Origin of the sequence: Pseudomonas sp. R5-89-07 (genome assembly GCF_003851685.1) — a bacterium.
In the GTDB taxonomy this organism is placed as follows: domain Bacteria; phylum Pseudomonadota; class Gammaproteobacteria; order Pseudomonadales; family Pseudomonadaceae; genus Aquipseudomonas.
Genome location: NZ_CP027727.1, coordinates 1,899,657 through 1,918,390 on the forward strand (window position 1 = coordinate 1,899,657; position 18,734 = coordinate 1,918,390).

Annotated in this window: 24 protein-coding genes; 17 read left to right on the top strand and 7 right to left on the bottom strand. The window is 62.2% G+C overall.

Annotated elements, in window-relative coordinates:
* Positions 1-55: 55 nt before the first annotated feature.
* A complete protein-coding gene (gene mobA / locus C4J94_RS08775; RefSeq protein ID WP_124385797.1) occupies positions 56-658 on the bottom strand; it encodes a molybdenum cofactor guanylyltransferase MobA in 603 nt (200 codons plus the stop codon).
* Between the two features lie 76 nt (positions 659-734).
* Between mobA and moaB the strand changes: the two genes are divergently transcribed.
* From moaB to C4J94_RS08795, 4 genes are all read left to right on the top strand, one after another.
* Positions 735-1,274 carry a molybdenum cofactor biosynthesis protein B gene (gene moaB / locus C4J94_RS08780; protein WP_010211803.1) on the top strand — a complete coding sequence of 180 codons (540 nt, stop codon included), beginning with the start codon at positions 735-737 and terminating at the stop codon, positions 1,272-1,274.
* 22 nt (positions 1,275-1,296) lie between these two features.
* Complete coding sequence (gene glp, locus C4J94_RS08785) at positions 1,297-2,484, top strand: gephyrin-like molybdotransferase Glp (protein ID WP_124388943.1); 1,188 nt, start codon at positions 1,297-1,299, stop codon at positions 2,482-2,484.
* A gap of 129 nt (positions 2,485-2,613) precedes the next feature.
* Positions 2,614-2,883 carry a hypothetical protein gene (locus tag C4J94_RS08790; RefSeq protein WP_164485610.1) on the top strand — a complete coding sequence of 90 codons (270 nt, stop codon included), beginning with the start codon at positions 2,614-2,616 and terminating at the stop codon, positions 2,881-2,883.
* A gap of 165 nt (positions 2,884-3,048) precedes the next feature.
* Entirely contained in the window at positions 3,049-3,297 is a 249-nt protein-coding gene (locus tag C4J94_RS08795; RefSeq protein ID WP_124385799.1) for a CsbD family protein, read from the top strand.
* A gap of 112 nt (positions 3,298-3,409) precedes the next feature.
* On the opposite strand, the gene C4J94_RS08800 is transcribed toward C4J94_RS08795, so the two are convergent.
* Together C4J94_RS08800 and C4J94_RS08805 are read right to left on the bottom strand one after the other, a co-directional pair.
* The gene (locus C4J94_RS08800; RefSeq protein ID WP_124385800.1) at positions 3,410-3,739 is read right to left on the bottom strand and encodes an EscU/YscU/HrcU family type III secretion system export apparatus switch protein; all 330 of its coding nucleotides are present in this window, start codon (positions 3,737-3,739) and stop codon (positions 3,410-3,412) included.
* Positions 3,736-5,313, bottom strand: a complete 1,578-nt coding sequence (locus C4J94_RS08805) for a flagellar hook-length control protein FliK (protein WP_124385801.1) — start codon at positions 5,311-5,313, stop codon at positions 3,736-3,738. The genes C4J94_RS08800 and C4J94_RS08805 overlap by 4 nt, the downstream gene beginning before the upstream one ends.
* A gap of 200 nt (positions 5,314-5,513) precedes the next feature.
* Between C4J94_RS08805 and ccmA the strand changes: the two genes are divergently transcribed.
* The 13 genes from ccmA to C4J94_RS08870 all read left to right on the top strand — a co-directional run bounded on the left by ccmA (position 5,514) and on the right by C4J94_RS08870 (position 14,471).
* On the top strand, positions 5,514-6,149 hold the full coding sequence (gene ccmA / locus C4J94_RS08810) for a cytochrome c biogenesis heme-transporting ATPase CcmA (RefSeq protein ID WP_124385802.1): 636 nt from the start codon (positions 5,514-5,516) through the stop codon (positions 6,147-6,149).
* Positions 6,146-6,814, top strand: a complete 669-nt coding sequence (gene ccmB / locus C4J94_RS08815) for a heme exporter protein CcmB (RefSeq protein WP_124385803.1) — start codon at positions 6,146-6,148, stop codon at positions 6,812-6,814. Before ccmA ends, ccmB begins: the two co-directional genes overlap by 4 nt.
* Positions 6,815-6,898: 84 nt before the next feature.
* The gene (locus C4J94_RS08820; RefSeq protein WP_124385804.1) at positions 6,899-7,654 is read left to right on the top strand and encodes a heme ABC transporter permease; all 756 of its coding nucleotides are present in this window, start codon (positions 6,899-6,901) and stop codon (positions 7,652-7,654) included.
* The gene (gene ccmD, locus C4J94_RS08825; protein WP_124385805.1) at positions 7,651-7,827 is read left to right on the top strand and encodes a heme exporter protein CcmD; all 177 of its coding nucleotides are present in this window, start codon (positions 7,651-7,653) and stop codon (positions 7,825-7,827) included. Before C4J94_RS08820 ends, ccmD begins: the two co-directional genes overlap by 4 nt.
* Positions 7,824-8,273, top strand: a complete 450-nt coding sequence (ccmE, locus tag C4J94_RS08830; RefSeq protein WP_124385806.1) for a cytochrome c maturation protein CcmE — start codon at positions 7,824-7,826, stop codon at positions 8,271-8,273. The genes ccmD and ccmE overlap by 4 nt, the downstream gene beginning before the upstream one ends.
* A 3-nt stretch (positions 8,274-8,276) precedes the next feature.
* Complete coding sequence (locus C4J94_RS08835) at positions 8,277-10,262, top strand: heme lyase CcmF/NrfE family subunit (protein WP_124385807.1); 1,986 nt, start codon at positions 8,277-8,279, stop codon at positions 10,260-10,262.
* Positions 10,259-10,795, top strand: coding sequence for a DsbE family thiol:disulfide interchange protein (locus C4J94_RS08840; RefSeq protein ID WP_124385808.1), 537 nt, complete (start codon positions 10,259-10,261; stop codon positions 10,793-10,795). Before C4J94_RS08835 ends, C4J94_RS08840 begins: the two co-directional genes overlap by 4 nt.
* Complete coding sequence (locus C4J94_RS08845; RefSeq protein ID WP_124385809.1) at positions 10,792-11,265, top strand: cytochrome c-type biogenesis protein; 474 nt, start codon at positions 10,792-10,794, stop codon at positions 11,263-11,265. Before C4J94_RS08840 ends, C4J94_RS08845 begins: the two co-directional genes overlap by 4 nt.
* Positions 11,258-12,442, top strand: a complete 1,185-nt coding sequence (gene ccmI, locus C4J94_RS08850) for a c-type cytochrome biogenesis protein CcmI (protein WP_124385810.1) — start codon at positions 11,258-11,260, stop codon at positions 12,440-12,442. The genes C4J94_RS08845 and ccmI overlap by 8 nt, the downstream gene beginning before the upstream one ends.
* 15 nt (positions 12,443-12,457) lie before the next feature.
* A complete protein-coding gene (locus C4J94_RS08855) occupies positions 12,458-12,853 on the top strand; it encodes a hypothetical protein (RefSeq protein WP_124385811.1) in 396 nt (131 codons plus the stop codon).
* 288 nt (positions 12,854-13,141) lie between these two features.
* Positions 13,142-13,708, top strand: a complete 567-nt coding sequence (phnN, locus tag C4J94_RS08860; RefSeq protein WP_124385812.1) for a phosphonate metabolism protein/1,5-bisphosphokinase (PRPP-forming) PhnN — start codon at positions 13,142-13,144, stop codon at positions 13,706-13,708.
* Positions 13,709-13,866: 158 nt separating this feature from the next.
* Complete coding sequence (locus C4J94_RS08865) at positions 13,867-14,055, top strand: type II toxin-antitoxin system HicA family toxin (RefSeq protein ID WP_065901605.1); 189 nt, start codon at positions 13,867-13,869, stop codon at positions 14,053-14,055.
* An 11-nt stretch (positions 14,056-14,066) separates the two neighbouring features.
* Positions 14,067-14,471, top strand: a complete 405-nt coding sequence (locus C4J94_RS08870) for a type II toxin-antitoxin system HicB family antitoxin (RefSeq protein ID WP_124361956.1) — start codon at positions 14,067-14,069, stop codon at positions 14,469-14,471.
* Here the strand turns inward: C4J94_RS08870 and C4J94_RS08875 are convergent.
* From C4J94_RS08875 to C4J94_RS08890, 4 genes are all read right to left on the bottom strand, one after another.
* The gene (locus tag C4J94_RS08875) at positions 14,468-15,664 is read right to left on the bottom strand and encodes an MFS transporter (RefSeq protein WP_124385813.1); all 1,197 of its coding nucleotides are present in this window, start codon (positions 15,662-15,664) and stop codon (positions 14,468-14,470) included. The genes C4J94_RS08870 and C4J94_RS08875 overlap by 4 nt on opposite strands.
* Before the next feature lie 225 nt (positions 15,665-15,889).
* Complete coding sequence (locus tag C4J94_RS08880) at positions 15,890-16,894, bottom strand: sulfate ABC transporter substrate-binding protein (RefSeq protein ID WP_124385814.1); 1,005 nt, start codon at positions 16,892-16,894, stop codon at positions 15,890-15,892.
* 96 nt (positions 16,895-16,990) lie between these two features.
* Positions 16,991-17,815 carry an ion transporter gene (locus C4J94_RS08885; RefSeq protein WP_124385815.1) on the bottom strand — a complete coding sequence of 275 codons (825 nt, stop codon included), beginning with the start codon at positions 17,813-17,815 and terminating at the stop codon, positions 16,991-16,993.
* 31 nt (positions 17,816-17,846) lie between these two features.
* Positions 17,847-18,722, bottom strand: coding sequence for an urea transporter (locus C4J94_RS08890; RefSeq protein ID WP_124385816.1), 876 nt, complete (start codon positions 18,720-18,722; stop codon positions 17,847-17,849).
* Between the last annotated feature and the right edge of the window lie 12 nt (positions 18,723-18,734).

Genomic DNA, 18,734 nt, shown 5'->3' on the forward strand with positions numbered 1-18,734 from the left:
TTGAAATGCTGACCTTGTGACGTGTGCAACGCCGGCAAAGTTCCTGATGCAGCGCTCATTCTGACATGCCAGCCGGTGCGTGCAACAGCTCAGGGGTATTAAGGTTGGCCAGGCGCGGGTCATCGTCCGGGCATTCCAGGCCTGTGGCGCCCAGCTGCAACAGGATTTTGCGCGGGCTACGTTCGCCGGCATTCCAGGCCTGTTCCACCTGATCTTTCAGGGCGGTGGGGATAATGCAGAGCAAGGGTTCCCAGAACTCGCCGTGGCGTACCATCACCGGAACCTGCGGGTTGCGTTGCGCAATCGCACGCAAATCGGCCAGCAGTCGCGCATCGATCTGCGGCACGTCGCAGGGCAGGATCAGCAGATGCTCATGACGCGCGGCGAATAGTCCCGCGCGTATGCCGGCCAGGGGGCCGGGAAAGTCCGGGCTGTCGTCGCTTACCAATTGGTCGGCATAGGGCGCATACCGCGCATGGTTGCGATTGCACGAGATGATCAGGTCATCGGTGAGCGGCCGCACCCGTTGGTGCAGGTGCGCAATCAAGGGCTGGCCGCGCCATTCCAGCAGGCCTTTGTCCTCGCCGCCCATGCGCTGGCCACGGCCACCGGCCAACAACAAAATCGAGCAAGGCAGGCGTGAAGATTCAAGGGACATGGCGGTTCCGCAGCGGCAGGTAAACAGGGCTCTGTGATATAACACCGGGCTGTTCCTTCGACAACCGGACCGTGCCATGAAAGCCAAGGCTGATGCGCCCTTCGTACCTTTGAATATCGCTGTGCTGACCGTCAGCGACACTCGCACCCTGGACACCGACACCTCGGGCCAGGTCTTCGTCGACCGCCTGACCGCCGCCGGCCACCACCTGGCCGAACGTGTACTGCTCAAGGACGACCTCTACAAAATTCGCGCCCAAGTCGCCCATTGGATCGCCGAGGATGTGGTGCAGGTCGTGCTGATTACCGGCGGCACCGGCTTCACTGGCCGCGACAGCACGCCGGAAGCGGTGAGCTGCCTGCTGGACAAACAGGTGGATGGTTTTGGCGAGCTGTTCCGCCAGATCTCGGTCGCCGATATCGGCACGTCCACGGTGCAATCGCGCGCCCTGGCCGGCCTGGCCAATGGCACCCTGGTGTGCTGCCTGCCGGGCTCCACCAATGCCGTGCGCACCGGCTGGGACGGCATCCTGGCGGAGCAGCTGGATAACCGTCATCGGCCGTGCAATTTCGTACCTCACCTCAAGCAGGCCGAGCCCTGCGAATCCCGTGGATAAGCCCGGCAAGACCGGCGCCTTGATGCCGGTGGACGAGGCCTTGCAGCGTTTGCTGGACGTGGCCGGCGCCACGCCGATCCACGAGCACGAAGCGGTGAGCCTGGCCGAATGCGATGGCCGCGTATTGGCACAAGACCTGGTCGCCACCCTCGACCTGCCGCCCTGGCCCAACAGTGCCATGGACGGCTACGCCCTGCGCCTGGCGGACTGGGCCGGCGAGCCTTTGCCGGTCAGCCAGCGCATTTTTGCCGGCAATGCGCCAGAGCCGTTGGTGCCCGGAACCTGCGCACGCATCTTTACCGGCGCACCCGTGCCCCAGGGTGCCGACTGCGTGGAAATGCAGGAAAACGCGATCATTCACAACGATGAACGTGTGAGTTTCAGCGAGCCGTTGCACGCGGGTCAGAATATCCGCCCTCAAGGCCAGGAAACGACGGTCGGCGAATTGGTGTTGCCCGCCGGTACGCGCCTGGGCCCGATCGAGTTGGGCCTGGCTGCTTCGCTTGGATGTGATCGCCTGGACGTGGTGCGGCGTGTGCGGGTGGCCGTGCTGTCGACCGGGGACGAACTGATCGAACCCGGTTTGCCGCTGGGGCCTGGGCAGATCTACAACAGCAACCGCCGTGTACTGTGCGCCTGGCTGGCGCGCATGGCGTGCGAAGTGATCGATGCCGGAATCCTTCCGGATGACCTGGAACAGACCCGCGCACGCTTGGCGAGCCTGGGCAATGTCGACCTGATCCTGTCCACCGGTGGCGTGTCGGTAGGCGAGGCGGACTTCCTCGGTATGGCCTTGCGTGAAGAGGGCGAACTGGCCCTGTGGAAACTCGCAATCAAACCCGGCAAGCCGCTGACCTTCGGGCATTTTCGTGGCGTGCCGGTGATCGGCCTGCCAGGTAACCCCGCGTCGACCCTGGTGACGTTCGCCCTGTTGGCTCGGCCTTACCTGCTGCGCCGCCAAGGTGTGGAAGACGTCGCGCCGCTCCGTTTCAAAGTGCCGGTGGGGTTCGTGTGGCCCAAGCCAGGCAACCGCCGTGAGTATCTGCGCGGGCGCATCGAGCAGGGCAAGGCGGTCATCTACGGCAACCAGAGCTCCGGCGTGCTGCGCAGCGCAGCGTGGGCGCAAGGGTTTTTGGAGGTGTTGGAAGGGACGACGTTAGCGGTAGGCGATCAGGTCAATTTCATTCCCCTGAGTGACCTCCTGAATTGATCCCCGACCTGAAAATCGGTCAGCCTTTCGATGAAGCAAAAATTTGAACCGCCCGTGAATGCGCTCACCTAACGATGAGCTTGTGAAGAATTGCACAGGCAATTTGCCAATATCGGCATATTCCGAGAGGTGGGCAACGTGGCTAAAGACGAGAAGAAAAGCAAAGGTGAAGGTTCGAAAGCCAGCAAGGAGTTGAAAGACAAAAAGTCCTCACCCGCAAAAAAATCCGCAGCGGCATCGGCTCTTTCAAAATCTTCGGAAAAGAAAGACAAGAAAAAAGATGACGAACCCAAGAAGTCTGTGAAAAAAGCTGACGGCAAGCCAGAAAAAGCGAAGAAGTCAGAAAAAGCAGAGAAAAAGTCGGAGAAAGCAGAAAAGCCGGCAAAAAAGAAAAAATGATACCTGCTAGGGCCTGGCGCCCTAGCTTCTCCACGCTCGGGACCTTCGATTCCCGGGCTCATCACTTTGAACTAATCACAACGCCCGTCCCCCTAACGCTGTGCAGATCCCCCTGGCTCAGGTCGATCCTGAGCTGGTCAATTACGCGCAAAGGTTTGGTGAATCATGAAAAGTGAACAAGTAGAAGGTGTTGCAGAAAAGCTCGCCGGCAAGGCACAGAGCACAGTAGGGAAATTGTTGGGTGACTCGCAGATCCAAGCAGAAGGTGCTGGTCGACAGGCTGCCGGGCAACTGACCCAGACCTATGGGGATGCACTGGACAGCGTATCTACGTTCGTTAAAGAAAAACCAGTCGCCGCACTCGCCATTGGTGCGGTGGCCCTGCTGGTGCTGGACCGTCTCCTGCGCCGCTGAGGTTTATCAACTTGTCCCGATAGAGGTGGTTCAGCACCCCATCAGGTGACTGATATTGCGCTATCGGCGGCGAGCCCCTCCCACATTTGGAGCGGTGTTTGCCTGGAGTTATTCAGTAGTCGTCGCCGCGCTCCGTCACATCCCGCTCCACCGGCTGCGCATTGGGGTCATACCCCACCGGAAACTTGCCCTTCAGTGTCCAGGCAAACGCGATGATTTCGGCAATGGTGCGGTACAGCTCTTCGGGAATGCTGTCCCCCAGTTCCATGCGCGCCAGCAGCTTCACCAGCTCGGCGTTTTCATAGATGGGCACTTCATTTTCCCGCGCCAGCTTGAGGATCGCTTCCGCCAGGGCTTCATCGCCCTTGGCGGTCAAGGTGGGCGCTTGCTGGCCGTCGTACTTGAGGGCGATCGCCTGGCGAGGAGGGGCCGGGTTCTTCATGCGGTCTCATCCACCCAGCGCTGTTCCAGTCCGGTTTTTGGCCCGCGTGGCGGGGTGCCAAGATGGCAATCCAGGTCGCCGACGTTGAGGCCTGAGGCCACCAGGCGCTCGCGCAGGCTGCCCAGGTGATGTTCGATCAGGCTGGCGGTAAAGGCGCGGGTGGCCCACAACTGGCTGGAGAGTTTGCCCTGCGTCAGTTGCGCCTGGACCTGCAAAGGCCCCAGTGGCTCCATGTCGAAGGCCAGCTCGACACGCCAGAGCATCTGCTTGGGGTCTTTACGTTCATTGCGCTCGGGCTGCTCCTTATCGGAAGGCGGCTCCTCGCGCTGGAATTTTACCTGCAGCGGGACAATGTCCTGCAGGCTGCGCATGGGGATTTCCAGTTGCCAAGTGGTTTGCAGGCGGCCATCGGCGGTGGTGCCGGTCTGTTCCAGGCTCGACAGTTGGTGGCTCTGTAACCGGGAAATTGCCCCGGCGGCCAGGCGCAGCAGGTTTTCCAGATCGCCTTCGCCGTCCAGTTTGGCCATCAGCCGCTCGGGCAGCGGAAAGCTTGCGGGCGCCTGACGCGCGCCGACCTGGCCGAGGGTGCCCAACGGACTGCGTACAAAATTCGGCAATACCTGGGCCAGTGTATTGGCCGCAAGGATGGCATTCAGATTGGTGCTGGCGGGCAGGGCTGGCAATAAGTCCGCGACCAGGCGCAACAGCGCGCCCTTCATGTCCAGCGGTGGTATTTGCGGGTTCTGCCCGGCCAGTAACTTGGCTTCCAGAAAGGCCCCACTGTTCTGCACCAGTTGCGCCAGCACCTTGGGGTTGCTGACTTGCGCCAGGTCGGGCAAAGCCGCCAGTAAACGCTCGGCCGCCGCGCGCAGGTCGGTGGAGGTGCTGTCGCCACGGGGCAGGTTTTGCAAGGCGGTGAACACCGCATCCAGCGAGCCTTGGCGACTCTGCTGGGTCGAGAGCTGCTGCGCGACCTCCAGTTGGTCCTTCAGCCCGCTCAACGGCACAAAGCTCAGCGTTTGCGCGTCCTGCACCACCGCGCTGAGCAAGCTGCCGACCCTTAACGGCTGAGGGCTTTCCACGGTGAGGGTCGCACTGGCCATGGCGGTATTGAGCACGCTTACCAGCGAGCGATAGACCGCCGGTTGCGCGGTGCCCTGGGGCAGCATCTGGGTGGTCAGCACTTTGGCTTGCAGCAACGTACCCACTGGCATTTGCGTGGTGTCGATGCGGGTGAGGGCGGCGACATTGGCGCTCAAGGCCTGCTGCAGCGAAAGCGTCAGGTTGCCCGCCGGCGTCTGGCCCACGGCTACGTTACTGCCCAACGGCAACGGCTGGGCGCTGCTGGCTTGTACTAACGTCTGGCGACCGCCTTCGAGGGTCAACTTCAACAACAGCTGAAAAGCTTCGCCGCCTTGTTTAAGCGCGATCACCTCGGCGTTTACGGTTTTTCCGGGCGCGATCAACCCGGTCTGCGGCTCCAGCAGCTTGAGCAACTCACCGGCCGCAGGCAGCGGGGCAGGGCCCGGCGTCGCGGTTGCAGGCAGGGTAGGAAGGTTGATCTCACCGGTCATCGTGCACGTCGTCTCTGGGGAAATTGCCCTCTTTAGAGTAGGGCATCGCATGTATAATGCCGCCCGTCTGCAAAGAGAGCGGTAAAAACCTCACAACTATTTGATCCAGCTCTCTAAAATCGGTCGCCAAAGCCGTTATTGTGCCTCTCTCTATAACGGCCGCTGCACCGCCGACTTGAACCGTAAAGGCCCGCGATCTCTTGACCAGCCCTCTTCTTGAAGCCGTAGCGCTTGCCTGTGAACGCGACCTGCGCCTTTTGTTCGAACACCTCGAACTGCGCCTGGCGGGTGGCGACATGGTGCAAGTCAGCGGCCCCAACGGCAGTGGCAAGACCAGCCTGCTGCGCTTGCTGGCCGGGCTGATGCAGCCGACGGCGGGCGAGGTTCGGCTTAACGGCAAGCCCCTGCATGAACAGCGCACCGAGTTGGCCCGCAACCTGGTCTGGATCGGCCACGCCGCCGGGATCAAGGATGTGCTCACCGCCGAAGAAAACCTCAGCTGGCTCAGCGCCCTGCATCACCGCGCTTCGCGCGATGCGATCTGGCAGGCGCTGGCTGCCGTTGGCCTGAAGGGTTTCGAAGACGTGCCCTGTCACACCCTGTCCGCCGGCCAGCAACGCCGCGTCGCGCTGGCGCGTCTGTACCTGCCCGGCCCGCCGCTGTGGATTCTCGACGAACCGTTCACCGCCCTCGACAAGCAAGGCGTGGCCCAATTGGAAGACCACCTGGCCCGGCATTGCGAGCAGGGCGGGTTGGTGGTGCTCACCACCCACCACACCCTGGCGCGCAGGCCCGCCGGTTACCGTGAACTGGACCTGGCGCGGTGGTCGGCATGAGTGTGTTTGCCCTGCTGGTCGCCCGCGAAGCACGGCTGTTGTGCCGTCGCCCGGCAGAACTGGCCAACCCGCTGGTGTTCTTTGCCATCGTGATTGCGCTGTTCCCCTTGGCGGTCGGTCCCGAGACTAAACTGTTGCAAACCTTGTCCCCGGGACTGGTGTGGGTGGCCGCGCTTTTGTCCGTGCTGCTCTCGCTGGACGGGCTGTTTCGCAGTGATTTTGAAGACGGTTCCCTGGAACAATGGGTCCTTTCGTCGCACCCTCTACCCCTTCTGGTACTGGCCAAGGTGCTGGCACACTGGGCGTTTTCCGGCCTCGCGCTGGTCTTGCTTTCGCCGCTGCTGGCAATGATGCTGGGCTTGCCGGTTGAATGCCTGCCGGTGTTGCTTCTGTCCTTGTTGCTCGGTACGCCGGTGCTCAGCTTGTTGGGGGCGGTGGGCGCAGCGTTGACCGTCGGTTTGAAGCGCGGTGGCCTGTTATTGGCCCTGCTGATTCTGCCTCTGTACATCCCGGTTCTGATCCTTGGCAGCGGTGCTTTGCAGGCTGCGCTGATGGGCATGCCGGCGAGTGGTTACCTGCTGTGGCTTGGCAGCCTGGCCGCCCTGGCGGTAACCCTGACACCCTTTGCCATAGCGGCCGGCCTGAGAATCAGCGTCGGCGAATAATGAGGTCTGGTCAGGCTATACACGCTTGGCCAGTAAAGACCCTACGCTGCTTGTCACGACAAGCAGCAACCGTGAGAAACAGCAATGAACTGGACCTGGTTTCACAAGCTCGGCTCGCCCAAATGGTTTTATGGCATCAGCGGCAAGCTGCTGCCGTGGTTGAGCGTCGCCGCCGTGTTGCTGATCGGCATCGGCCTGGTCTGGGGCCTGGCCTTCGCGCCGCCGGACTATCAGCAAGGCAACAGCTTTCGCATCATCTATATTCACGTCCCCGCCGCCATGCTGGCGCAGTCCTGCTATGTGATGCTGGCGGTGTGCGGCATCGTCGGCCTGGTCTGGAAGATGAAGCTGGCCGACGTCGCCCTGCAATGCGCCGCGCCGATTGGTGCGTGGATGACTGCCGTGGCGCTGGTCACCGGGGCGATCTGGGGCAAGCCCACCTGGGGTTCGTGGTGGGTGTGGGATGCGCGACTTACCTCCATGTTGATCCTGCTGTTCCTCTACTTCGGCCTGATTGCCCTGGGCAACGCCATCAGCAACCGTGACAGCGCCGCCAAGGCCTGCGCGGTGCTGGCGATTGTCGGCGTGATCAACATCCCGATCATCAAGTACTCGGTGCAATGGTGGAACACCCTGCACCAGGGCGCCACGTTCACCCTCACCGAAAAGCCGGCGATGCCCGTGGAAATGTGGGCGCCACTGCTGCTGATGGTGCTGGGCTTCTACTGCTTCTTCGGCGCCGTGCTGCTGCTGCGCATGCGCCTCGAAGTGCTCAAGCGCGAAGCCCGGGCCAGTTGGGTCAAGGCTGAAGTTCAAGCCAGCCTGGGAGCGCACGCATGAGTTTTGCTTCATTCAGCGATTTTCTCGCCATGGGCCATCATGGCCTGTATGTCTGGACCGCCTACGGCATCTGCCTGGCGGTGCTGGCCCTCAACGTCGCCGCGCCGCTGCTGGCACGCAAGCGTTACCTGCAACAAGAGGCGCGTCGTCTGCGCCGGGAGACCGATCAGTGAATCCGTTGCGCAGAAAGCGTCTGTTGATCATCCTTGCCATCCTGGCCGGCGTCGGTATTGCCGTGGGCCTGGCCCTGAGTGCCCTGCAGCAGAACATCAACCTGTTCTACACGCCGACCCAGATCGCCAATGGCGAAGCACCTGTCGACACGCGGATTCGCGCCGGCGGCATGGTGGAGAAGGGCTCCTTGAAGCGTTCCGGCGACTCCCTGGACGTGACCTTCGTCGTCACCGACTTCAACAAGGCCGTGACCATCACCTACCGCGGCATCCTCCCGGACCTGTTCCGCGAAGGCCAAGGCATCGTCGCCCTGGGCAAACTCAACGCCAATGGCGTGGTGGTGGCCGATGAAGTGCTGGCCAAGCACGATGAAAAATACATGCCGCCGGAAGTCACCAAAGCGTTGAAAGACAGCGGCCAATCTGCACCCGCCAAGGAGGGCTAAGCGATGACGTCCGCACTGTTTATTCCCGAGCTGGGCCAGTTGGCGATGATCCTCGCACTGTGCTTCGCCATCGTCCAGGCCGTGGTGCCGTTGCTCGGTGCCTGGCGCGGCGACCGTCTGTGGATGAGCCTGGCGCAGCCGGCCGCCTGGGGGCAGTTCGCGTTCCTGCTGTTCGCATTCGGCTGCCTCACCTACGCCTTCATGACCGACGATTTTTCCGTCGCCTATGTGGCCAATAACTCCAACAGCGCGCTGCCCTGGTACTACAAATTCAGCGCGGTGTGGGGCGCCCACGAAGGGTCGTTGCTGCTGTGGGCACTGATCCTCGGCGGCTGGACCTTCGCCGTGTCGGTGTTCTCGCGCCAATTGCCGCAGGTCATGCTGGCGCGGGTGCTGGCGGTGATGGGCATGATCAGCATCGGTTTCCTGCTGTTCCTGATCATGACGTCCAACCCGTTCAGCCGCATCCTGCCGCAGGTTCCGGTGGACGGGCATGACCTCAACCCGTTGCTGCAAGACATCGGCCTGATCGTGCACCCGCCGATGCTTTACATGGGCTATGTCGGCTTCTCCGTGGCCTTTGCCTTCGCCATCGCCGCGTTGCTCGGCGGGCGCCTGGATGCGGCCTGGGCGCGCTGGTCGCGGCCCTGGACCATCGTCGCCTGGGCCTTCCTGGGCATCGGCATCACGCTGGGCTCGTGGTGGGCCTACTACGAACTCGGCTGGGGCGGCTGGTGGTTCTGGGACCCGGTGGAAAATGCGTCCTTCATGCCCTGGCTGGTCGGTACCGCGCTGATTCACTCCCTGGCCGTCACCGAAAAACGTGGCGTGTTCAAGAGCTGGACCGTGTTGCTGGCTATCGCGGCATTTTCCCTCAGCCTGCTCGGCACTTTCCTCGTGCGTTCGGGCGTGCTGACGTCGGTGCACGCGTTTGCTTCCGACCCTGCGCGCGGCGTGTTCATCCTGATCTTCCTGCTGTTTGTGGTCGGTGGTTCGCTGACGCTGTTCGCCCTGCGCGCGCCGGTGGTCAAGAGCCAGGTGGGCTTCAATCTGTGGTCGCGGGAAACCCTGCTGCTAGGCAACAACCTGGTACTGGTGGTGGCCGCCTCGATGATCCTGCTCGGTACCCTGTACCCTTTGGTGCTGGATGCCTTGAGCGGTGCCAAGCTGTCCGTCGGCCCGCCGTACTTCAACGCCTTGTTCATTCCACTGATGGGCCTGTTGATGGTGGTGGTGGCGGTCGGTGTGTTGGTGCGCTGGAAAGACACCCCGGTGAAATGGCTGGCCGGCATGCTGATGCCGGTGCTGCTGGGCAGCGTGGCCCTGGCGGTGATAGCCGGTGTTGCCTACGGCGACTTCAACTGGGCGGTGCTCGCCACGTTCCTGCTCGCTGCCTGGGTATTACTGGCCGGCGTTCGCGACATCGCCGACAAGACCCGGCACAAGGGCTTGCTCAAAGGCCTGCCGACCTTGACACGCAGCTACTGGGGCATGCAGATCGCCCACCTCGGCATCGCCGTGTGCGCCCTGGGCGTGGTGCTCTCCAGCCAGAACAGCGCCGAGCGCGACCTGCGCCTGGCCCCCGGCGAGTCCATGGACCTGGCCGGCTACCACTTCATCTTCGAAGGTGCCAAGCATTTCGAAGGGCCGAACTTCACGTCAGACAAGGGCACTGTGCGCGTCGTGCGCAACGGCAAGGAAATCGCCGTGCTGCATCCGGAAAAGCGCCTGTACACAGTGCAAAGCTCGATGATGACCGAAGCCGGCATCGATGCGGGCTTCACCCGTGACTTGTATGTGGCCCTCGGCGAACCACTGGGCGATGGCGCCTGGGCGGTGCGCGTGCATGTGAAGCCGTTCGTGCGCTGGATCTGGTTTGGCGGTTTGCTGACCGGTTTTGGTGGTTTGCTCGCCGCGCTGGACCGGCGCTATCGGGTCAAGGTCAAAAGCCGGGTGCGTGAAGCCCTCGGTATGGGAGCTGCGGTATGAAGCGTTGGTTGATGGTGTTGCCGCTGGCAGCGTTCCTGGTGGTGGCGGTGTTCCTCTATCGCGGCTTGTACCTGGACCCGGCCGAGTTGCCGTCGGCCATGATCGGCAAGCCGTTCCCGCAATTCACGCTGCCCAACGTGCAAGGCGACAAGCAGCTGACCCGCGCCGACCTGCTGGGCAAGCCGGCGCTGGTCAATGTGTGGGGCACCTGGTGCATCTCCTGCCGCGTCGAACACCCGGTGCTCAATAAACTGGCCGAGAAAGGCGTGGTGATCTACGGCATCAACTACAAGGACGACAATGCAGCGGCCTTGAAGTGGCTGGCCGAATTCCACAACCCCTACCAGCTGGATATCCGCGATGAAGACGGCAACCTTGGCCTGAACCTCGGCGTGTACGGCGCCCCGGAAACCTTCTTTATCGATGCCAAGGGCGTGATCCGTGACAAGTACGTCGGCGTGATCGACGAAGTGGTGTGGCGCGAGCAACTGGCGGCCAAGTACCAGGCGCTGGTTGATGAGGCCAAACCATGAAGCGCCTGTTAGCGGCTACGGTGCTGGCGCTGGGACTGGCCGGTGTGGCCCACGCCGCCATCGACACCTATGAATTTGCCAACGACACCGAACGTGAGCGTTTTCGCGAGCTGACCAAGGAACTGCGCTGCCCCAAATGTCAGAACCAGGACATCGCCGACTCCAACGCACCCATCGCCGCCGATTTGCGCAAGGAAATCTTCCGCATGCTGGGGGAGGGCAAGGACAACCAGCAGATCGTCGACTTCATGGTCGACCGCTACGGTGATTTCGTGCGCTACAAACCGGCGCTCACCGCCAAGACCGCGCTGCTCTGGTTCGGCCCTGCCGGGCTGTTGCTGACCGGGGTGGTGGTCATGGCCGTCATCGTGCGCCGTCGCCGTACCACGCCTGCCGATGGCAGCGACGCGCTGTCCCCCGAAGAGCGCAAACGCCTCGACCAATTGCTGGACACCAAGACTGATGATTGATTTCTGGCTCGCAGCCGGCCTGCTGCTGTTGATTGCCCTGAGTTTTCTGTTGATCCCCGTACTGCGCGGCCGTCGTGCCCAACGTGAAGAAGATCGCACCGCGCTGAACGTGGCGCTGTATCAAGAACGTGTCGCCGAGCTGCAAGCGCAGCAGGACGAAGGCGTGCTGAATGCCGCGCAACTGGATACCGGCCGCGCCGAAGCGGCGCGTGAATTGCTGGCCGATACCGAAGGCGTGGAAAAGCCTCGCGAATCACGCCTGGGCAAACCGCTGCCGTTACTCGCGGCGGTGCTGGTGCCGGTGCTGGGGCTTGGCTTGTATCTGCATTTTGGCGCCAGCGACAAAGTCGAGCTGGCCCGTGAGTTCTCGCAACCGCCGGTGTCGATGGCTGACATGACCCAACGCCTGGAACGCGCCGCCGCCGCGCAACCGGATTCGGCCGAAGGCCTTTACTTCCTGGGCCGCGCGTACATGGCCCAGGACCGTGCGGTCGATGCGGCTAAAGTCTTCGAGCGCACCGTGGCTTTGGCTGGTCGCCAGCCCGAGTTGCTCGGGCAGTGGGCTCAGGCGCAGTATTTCGCCGACAACAAGCAGTGGTCGCCCAAGGTTCAGGCGCTGACCGACGAAGCCTTGAAACTCGACCCCAAGGAAGTCACCAGCCTTGGCCTGTTGGGGATCGCCGCCTTTGAAGGCCAGCGCTACCAGGAGGCTATCGATTACTGGAACCGTCTGCTGGCGCAACTGCCTCCCGAAGACAATTCGCGCATTGCGCTGCAAGGCGGGATTGATCGGGCCGCGGAAAAGCTCAAGGAAAGCGGCGGAGTTGTCGCGCAAAAGGCTGTGCTGAAAGTGCGCGTGGACCTGTCCGGCGAGGTGAAAGCCAAGGCCTTGCCAGGCGACAGCGTGTTCATCTTTGCCCGCGCTGTCAGCGGCCCGCCTGCGCCGCTCGCGGCCAAGCGTGTCACGGTCGCCGAACTGCCCATTACCGTGGAGCTGGGTGATGCCGACGCGATGATGCCGCAGTTGAAACTGTCCAACTTCCCTGAAGTCCAACTGGTTGCGCGCATATCCCGGGCGGGTCTTCCAACCGCTGGCGAGTGGATCGGCCGCAGCCAACCCTTGGCCAGCAGCACCAATGCGCTGCAGCAACTGACCATCGACAGTCCGGATAAGTAATTCGAGGAAACGCCCATGACCGCATTTGCACGTATGACCCTGCTCAGCCTGGTATTGGGCTTGAGTGCCTGTGCGGTCCATCGGCCACCGCCAGCACCTACCGGCCCGACCATCCCACCGTCCGGCCCGTCGACCCACCCGACCACCAAACCATCCGGCCCGGCCACCCCGGCGCCGAAGCCCCTGCCGACCAAATCGCCGACCTTCGCCCCACCTCCCGGCGCCGCCAGTCACTGGGACGGCAAGATGCAGGTCTACGTGCTCGACGATCAGCCCGACACGTTCTACCGCCAGCGCACCTATTACCGCTGGAGTAACGGCTGGAGCCGCTCCATCAGCCCGAACGGGCCGTGGGAAGAGACCAACGTGCAAGGCGTTCCGCCAGGGCTGAGCAAGCAGTACGCGCAATGACAAAAGGCGACCTTCGGGTCGCCTTTTTCATGACAGCCCAATGCGTACTTCCAAGCGCTGAGGTTCAAATGTGGGAGGGGGCTTGCCCCCGATAGCGGTGTTCCAGTTGATTAATGTCCAGCTGACATATCGCGATCGGGGGCAAGCCCCCTCCCACAGGTGACCACCGCGCTCTCAGGCCATGGGTCCGCACAGTGATCGAGCGCTTACCTGACTGACGAGCGTTCGCTGGATATACTCTTGTGAACCAGGCCAACCAGTGCGCAAACAAGCAAAGAGGGTGTTGTGATGGCAGGCAGGTTGATTTATCTCATCGGGCCGTCGGGTTCGGGCAAGGACAGCCTGCTGGACGCGGCACGCCCACGCTTGGCCGAACGAGGCTGCCGCATTGTGCGCCGGGTCATCACCCGCTCCGCGGAGTCGGTGGGTGAAGCGGCGGTAGGCGTGAGCCCGGCGCAGTTTGCAGCGATGCAGGCGCAGGGCGCGTTTGCGCTCAGTTGGCAGGCCAACGGATTGAGCTATGGCATCCCCAAGCAGATCGATGAGTGGCTGGCAGCAGGGGAGGACGTGCTGGTCAATGGCTCGCGCGCGCACCTGGCGCAAACCCGCGAGCGGTACCCGACGCTGCTGGTCCTGTTGCTGACGGTTGATCAGGCGGTATTGCGCCAGCGTCTGGTCGCGCGCGGACGGGAGCCATTGGCGGATATCGAAGAACGCCTGGCACGCAACGTGCGGTTCACCGAGGAATTGATCACCACCCATGGCGAAGGGTTATTCGTGCTGGATAATTCCGGCCCACTGGAACACACGGTCGAGCGTTTGCTGTGCTGTCTGGACCAGGGGCGCCTGGCCTGAGCCTGACGCTGGTTCCGACATTCTGACTACTGCACCGCCCTGACACGTCTCGTCGTGCACATCCGGTAAAACAACCGCCAGTCAGCCCCGCCCATTTTGTGCTTGAGTAAAGATAACTCTAGGGTTATTTTTATTCAGTCGAAGCCAAGGAGGCAGAGGTGCAAAGCAGGCTATTGATCAAGGAGTTGCAAGAGGCGGGTTGGGTGCTGGATCGGGTCACTGGCAGTCATCATATTTTTACCCACCGCTATAACCCGTACACGATCCCGGTGCCTCATCCAAAGAAGGATCTTCCCTTGGGCACCGTCAGAAGCATCAGGAAGCGCGCCGGGCTGTTTCAGTTTTAAGGAGAGCATTCATGCAATACCCAATCTGTATCGAATGGGGCGATGACTTCACCGCCACCGGTATCCAGATCCCCGATATTCCAGGCGCGGTCACCGCCGGGGACAGTTTCGAAGAGGCTTACAACGCGGCCGTGGAGGTTGCACACATCATGCTGCAGGAGATCGCCGCAGAGGGCGGAGTGATTCCGATGCCAACCTCGGTCGCCACTCATCACGCACATGAAGACTACGCCGGCATGGGCTGGGGTATGTTGGAGCTGGATATCTCGCCCTATCTGGGCAAAACCGAGAAGGTCAATGTGACTTTGCCCGGTTATGTCATTCAGCGCATCGATCGTTACGTGCGCGAGCATAAAGTCAAAAGCCGCTCGTCATTTCTGGCTGATGCGGCTCTGGAGAAGTTGGTGCGTTCCTAAGCGGTTGCGACCGCCGCCTGGCGCGACGCACTGAGGAAGCGCAACAGCGCCACCGCCGGGAATGCACTGCCCACCAGCATCACGCCCAGCCAGCCGCCGTGCTCATACACGCTGCTGGCAATCGCCGAGCCGAAGGCGCCGCCGATGAAGATGCTGGTCATGTACAGCGCGTTCAGGCGGCTGCGGCTGTGGGCGTCTAGTGCGTAGACGGCGCGCTGGCCGAGGACCATGTTCATCTGCACGCAGAAATCCAGCACCACGCCGGTCACCGCCAGGCCGATCACGCTGTACAACGGGTGCACGAAGGCGGGCAGGAAGCTCAGCGCAGCAAACAGCATCGCCAACAGTGACGCGCGGTGGGTGTGGCCGGCATCGGCCAGGCGCCCGGCAATCGGCGCAGCGATGGCGCCCAGGGCACCGACCAGTGCGAACAGTGCGATTTCGCTCTGGGTCAGGCCATGGTTACGCGCCAGTTCCAATGGCGCAGCGGTCCAGAACAGGCTGAACGTGGCGAACATGCAACCCTGGTAGAACGCGCGCTGGCGCAGAACGGGCTGGCGACGCAACAGCGTGCCCAGCGAGCCCAACAGCTGGCCGTAACTGGCGCTGTGCGCGGGCTGGCGCTTGGGAATGGTCAGCATCAACACCACACTGATAAACGCCATTAATGCTGCGGCGGCCATGAACATTGCACGCCAGCCAAAGTGGTCCGCCACCACGCTGGACACCGGCCGCGCCAGCAGGATACCCAGCAACAAGCCGCCCATGATGCTGCCGACAACCCGGCCACGGGACTCGGCCGGGGCCAGGTGTGCGGCCAATGGGATCAGTATTTGCACCGATACCGAGCTGAAGCCGATCAGCAAGGACACCAGCAGGAACAGGTTGGGCTGCTCGGTGAACGCTGCGCCCAACAGGCTGGCGATGGCCACCACGGTGGTAATGATCATCAGCCTGCGATTTTCCAGCAGGTCCCCCAGTGGCACCAGGAAGAACAGCCCCAAGGCATAGCCGATCTGCGTCAGCGACACAATCAGGCTGGCCATGGCCGGCGTGAGGCCAATGTCCGGGGCAATCAGCTCAATGATCGGCTGCGCGTAGTAGATGTTGGCGACGATGGCGCCGCAGCAAAACGCAAACAGCATGACCATGCCTCGGGTCATGGTGCCTGTAGCCTGGGAGGTAGCGTTCATGGTGTTCTCATAAAAGCGAAGGAAGATGGCGTGAGAGGGTAAAGACAAGGCTCGATGCTGGGTAGGCCGCTTGTAATGATAATGGCCATGCCGCGAAATAATGACTGCACACAAAACCAATGTGGGAGGGGGCTTGCCCCCGATAGCGGTGCATCAGTCAATACCTGTGCTGACTGACCCACCGCTATCGGGAGCAAGCCCCCTCCCACAGTATTGAGGAGACGCTTACTGGCCGGAGTAGATCTGGTCGAACACCCCACCATCGTTGAAGTGGGTTTTCTGCACGGTGCGCCAGTCACCAAAAGTCTTCTCCACCGACAGGAAATCGACTTTCGGGAAACGGTCGGTGTACTTGGCCAATACTTTTGGGTCACGCGGGCGCAGGTAGTTGTTGGCGGCGATTTCCTGGCCTTCCGGCGACCACAGGTATTTCAGGTAGTCTTCAGCGGCCTCGCGGGTGCCTTTCTTCTCGACCACTTTGTCCACCACCGACACCGGCGGCTCGGCTTCGGCGGAAACGCTTGGGTAGATCACTTCGAACTGATCACGGCCGAATTCACGGGCGATCATTTCCGCTTCGTTTTCAAAGGTCACCAGCACGTCGCCGATCTGGTTGGTCATGAAGGTGGTGGTGGCCGCACGGCCACCGGTATCGAGTACCGGCGCTTGTTTGAACAGCTTGCCGACAAAGGCCTTGGCTTTTTCTTCATCGCCGCCGTTCTTCAGCACATAGCCCCAGGCCGACAGGTAGGTGTAGCGGCCGTTACCCGAGGTCTTCGGGTTCGGCACGATCACCTGTACGCCGTCCTTGAGCAGGTCCGGCCAGTCTTTCAGGGCCTTCGGGTTGCCCTTGCGCACGATAAACACGGTGGCCGAGGTGAACGGCGCGCTGTTGTTCGGCAGGCGCGTGACCCAGTTGTCTGGCACCAGCTTGCCGTTGTCGGCCAGGGCGTTGATATCGGTGGCCATGTTCATGGTAATCACGTCCGCGGGCAGGCCGTCGATCACCGAGCGCGCCTGCTTGCTGGAGCCACCGAAGGACATCTGCAGGGTCAGCTTGTCATTCGGGTGCTCGGCGTCCCAATGTTTCTGGAAGGCGGCGTTGTAGTCTTTGTAGAAATCACGCATCACGTCGTAGGAGACGTTGAGCAGGGTGACCGGTGCAGCCTGGACGGCGCCGGCCAGGGCCAGGCCGGCGGCCAGGAGAGAGGCGCTGAGGATGTTTTTCACTGCTCATTCCTTGTTGTTCGAGAGAAGGGGTGAGGCACAATGCCAGCGACTATAGCCGGGGCCGCATAGTCGCTTAAAGATTAAAAAGAACTTTGCTTATTCCACTTTCTTAAACAGATTGCTGCCACAGCGCGAGCAGAATGCTGCATGGGGCTCGTGGCTGTTTTTCTGGCACACCGGGCAGTCGGTCTGCAGCTGTTCACCGCGCATGGCGCTCGCCAGCTCGGCGGTAAAGATCCCGGTGGGCACGGCAATGATCGAGTAACCGGTGATCATCACCAGTGAGGAAATCACTTGGCCCAGGGGAGTCTTGGGCACGATGTCGCCAAAGCCCACGGTAGTGAGCGTCACGATTGCCCAATAGATGCCCTTGGGAATGCTGGTAAACCCGTGTTCCGGGCCTTCGATCACGTACATCAGGGTACCGAACACCGTTACCAGGGTGCACACGCTCACCAGGAACACCACAATCTTCTGCTTGCTGCCGCGCAGCGCCGCCATCAGGTAGTTGGCCTGCTTGAGGTACGGGCTGAGCTTGAGCACGCGGAAGATCCGCAGCATGCGGATGATGCGGATAATCAGCAGGTACTGCGCGTCGCTGTAGTACAACGCGAGGATGCCGGGGACGATGGCGAGCAAATCCACCAGGCCATAAAAGCTGAAGGCATAGCGCAACGGCTTGGGTGAGCAGTAAAGCCGCAGGCCGTACTCGATCAGGAAGATGACGGTGAAACCCCACTCGATATACGCGAGCACGTCAGCGTAGTTCTGGTGGATCTGGTCGATGCTGTCGAGCATCACGATCACCAGGCTGGCAAGGATGATCAGCAGCAGGATGCCGTCAAAGCGCCGCCCGGCGACGGTGTCGCTTTGAAAAACCATGACGTAGAGCCGCTGGCGCCAGTCGTTGTTGCTGTCCATAAGTGCTGCCTGAAATGAATATCGGCAAAGCCTAGGGGGATTCGAACGGCCTGTCCATGCGCGGTGTGCGCAGCATTCGCTGGCTGGCGCGCACCAGCCAGCAGGCGAGAATGAACGGCGCGGTCAGCGCCGGCAGGTGCAGCGCGGCAAAGCCCGGTGTGAGCAGGATCGCCAGCACGATGCCGATCAGCGGCAACCAGGGGCGGCGGCGCGATTGGCTCAGCGCCAGGGCCGCGAGCGCCGGGTTATAACTGTGCAGGCCGAGCAGGGCGCCGCTGGTTTCGTCCAGCAGCACGGCGACCAGTATGCCGGCGATGGCGCCGGTCAGTGCCCACGCTGCGGCGTGGCGGTCAGCCAGCAGCAGGCCGAACGCAATCAAGGCCCCGGCCAGCGGCTGGTCCATAAGCATGACTTGCGCCAGCCCGGTGAATGGAGCACCGAGTAGCGCCAGGGTATCGGGCTCGCTCAGGGCGAGGGTGCCGGGTGCCAGGTTGCCCAGCAGCAACCAGCCCAGGCCGACGAAGGGTGCGGTGTAGGCGGGCAAATCCTCGGGGCGGTAGGCATGCTTCAACCACTGGCGCACCAGCATCGCGCTCAGGCCGCCACACGCCAGGATCAGCGGCGGCACCAGGGCCGACCAGGCAACGTGCTGGCTGATCAACAGGCCCAGCAATACGCCGTTGTAGCTATATAAACCCGCCTGCCGTTCCGTCTTGGGATAGCCCCGGCGCTGGGCCGTGAGCAAACCCGCGACGCCACCCAACAAGGCGCCACCGAGCAACGCCGGGGCGCCGATCAGGATTGCCAGCAGGCACAGCAGGCCGCACAGCGGATGGCGCTGCAGGAAAATCTGGCTGAAGCCGTTGAGCAGGGCTTCGGCCCAGTCGGGGCAGGTGGGGTTGTGCATGGCAGCTCCCTG

Bases quoted from the DNA above. Each gene is read 5' to 3' on its own strand.
- glp (WP_124388943.1), top strand. From the start codon at position 1,297: ATGCCGGTGGACGAGGCCTTGCAGCGTTTGCTGGACGTGGCCGGCGCC.
- moaB (WP_010211803.1), top strand. From the start codon at position 735: ATGAAAGCCAAGGCTGATGCGCCCTTCGTACCTTTGAATATCGCTGTG.
- C4J94_RS08875 (WP_124385813.1), bottom strand. From the start codon at position 15,664: ATGAACGCTACCTCCCAGGCTACAGGCACCATGACCCGAGGCATGGTC.
- C4J94_RS08795 (WP_124385799.1), top strand. From the start codon at position 3,049: ATGAAAAGTGAACAAGTAGAAGGTGTTGCAGAAAAGCTCGCCGGCAAG.
- C4J94_RS08840 (WP_124385808.1), top strand. From the start codon at position 10,259: ATGAAGCGTTGGTTGATGGTGTTGCCGCTGGCAGCGTTCCTGGTGGTG.
- C4J94_RS08885 (WP_124385815.1), bottom strand. From the start codon at position 17,815: ATGGACAGCAACAACGACTGGCGCCAGCGGCTCTACGTCATGGTTTTT.
- ccmB (WP_124385803.1), top strand. From the start codon at position 6,146: ATGAGTGTGTTTGCCCTGCTGGTCGCCCGCGAAGCACGGCTGTTGTGC.
- C4J94_RS08800 (WP_124385800.1), bottom strand. From the start codon at position 3,739: ATGAAGAACCCGGCCCCTCCTCGCCAGGCGATCGCCCTCAAGTACGAC.
- phnN (WP_124385812.1), top strand. From the start codon at position 13,142: ATGGCAGGCAGGTTGATTTATCTCATCGGGCCGTCGGGTTCGGGCAAG.
- ccmI (WP_124385810.1), top strand. From the start codon at position 11,258: ATGATTGATTTCTGGCTCGCAGCCGGCCTGCTGCTGTTGATTGCCCTG.
- C4J94_RS08845 (WP_124385809.1), top strand. From the start codon at position 10,792: ATGAAGCGCCTGTTAGCGGCTACGGTGCTGGCGCTGGGACTGGCCGGT.
- C4J94_RS08870 (WP_124361956.1), top strand. From the start codon at position 14,067: ATGCAATACCCAATCTGTATCGAATGGGGCGATGACTTCACCGCCACC.
- C4J94_RS08890 (WP_124385816.1), bottom strand. From the start codon at position 18,722: ATGCACAACCCCACCTGCCCCGACTGGGCCGAAGCCCTGCTCAACGGC.
- C4J94_RS08835 (WP_124385807.1), top strand. From the start codon at position 8,277: ATGACGTCCGCACTGTTTATTCCCGAGCTGGGCCAGTTGGCGATGATC.
- C4J94_RS08855 (WP_124385811.1), top strand. From the start codon at position 12,458: ATGACCGCATTTGCACGTATGACCCTGCTCAGCCTGGTATTGGGCTTG.
- ccmD (WP_124385805.1), top strand. From the start codon at position 7,651: ATGAGTTTTGCTTCATTCAGCGATTTTCTCGCCATGGGCCATCATGGC.
- C4J94_RS08805 (WP_124385801.1), bottom strand. From the start codon at position 5,313: ATGACCGGTGAGATCAACCTTCCTACCCTGCCTGCAACCGCGACGCCG.
- mobA (WP_124385797.1), bottom strand. From the start codon at position 658: ATGTCCCTTGAATCTTCACGCCTGCCTTGCTCGATTTTGTTGTTGGCC.
- C4J94_RS08820 (WP_124385804.1), top strand. From the start codon at position 6,899: ATGAACTGGACCTGGTTTCACAAGCTCGGCTCGCCCAAATGGTTTTAT.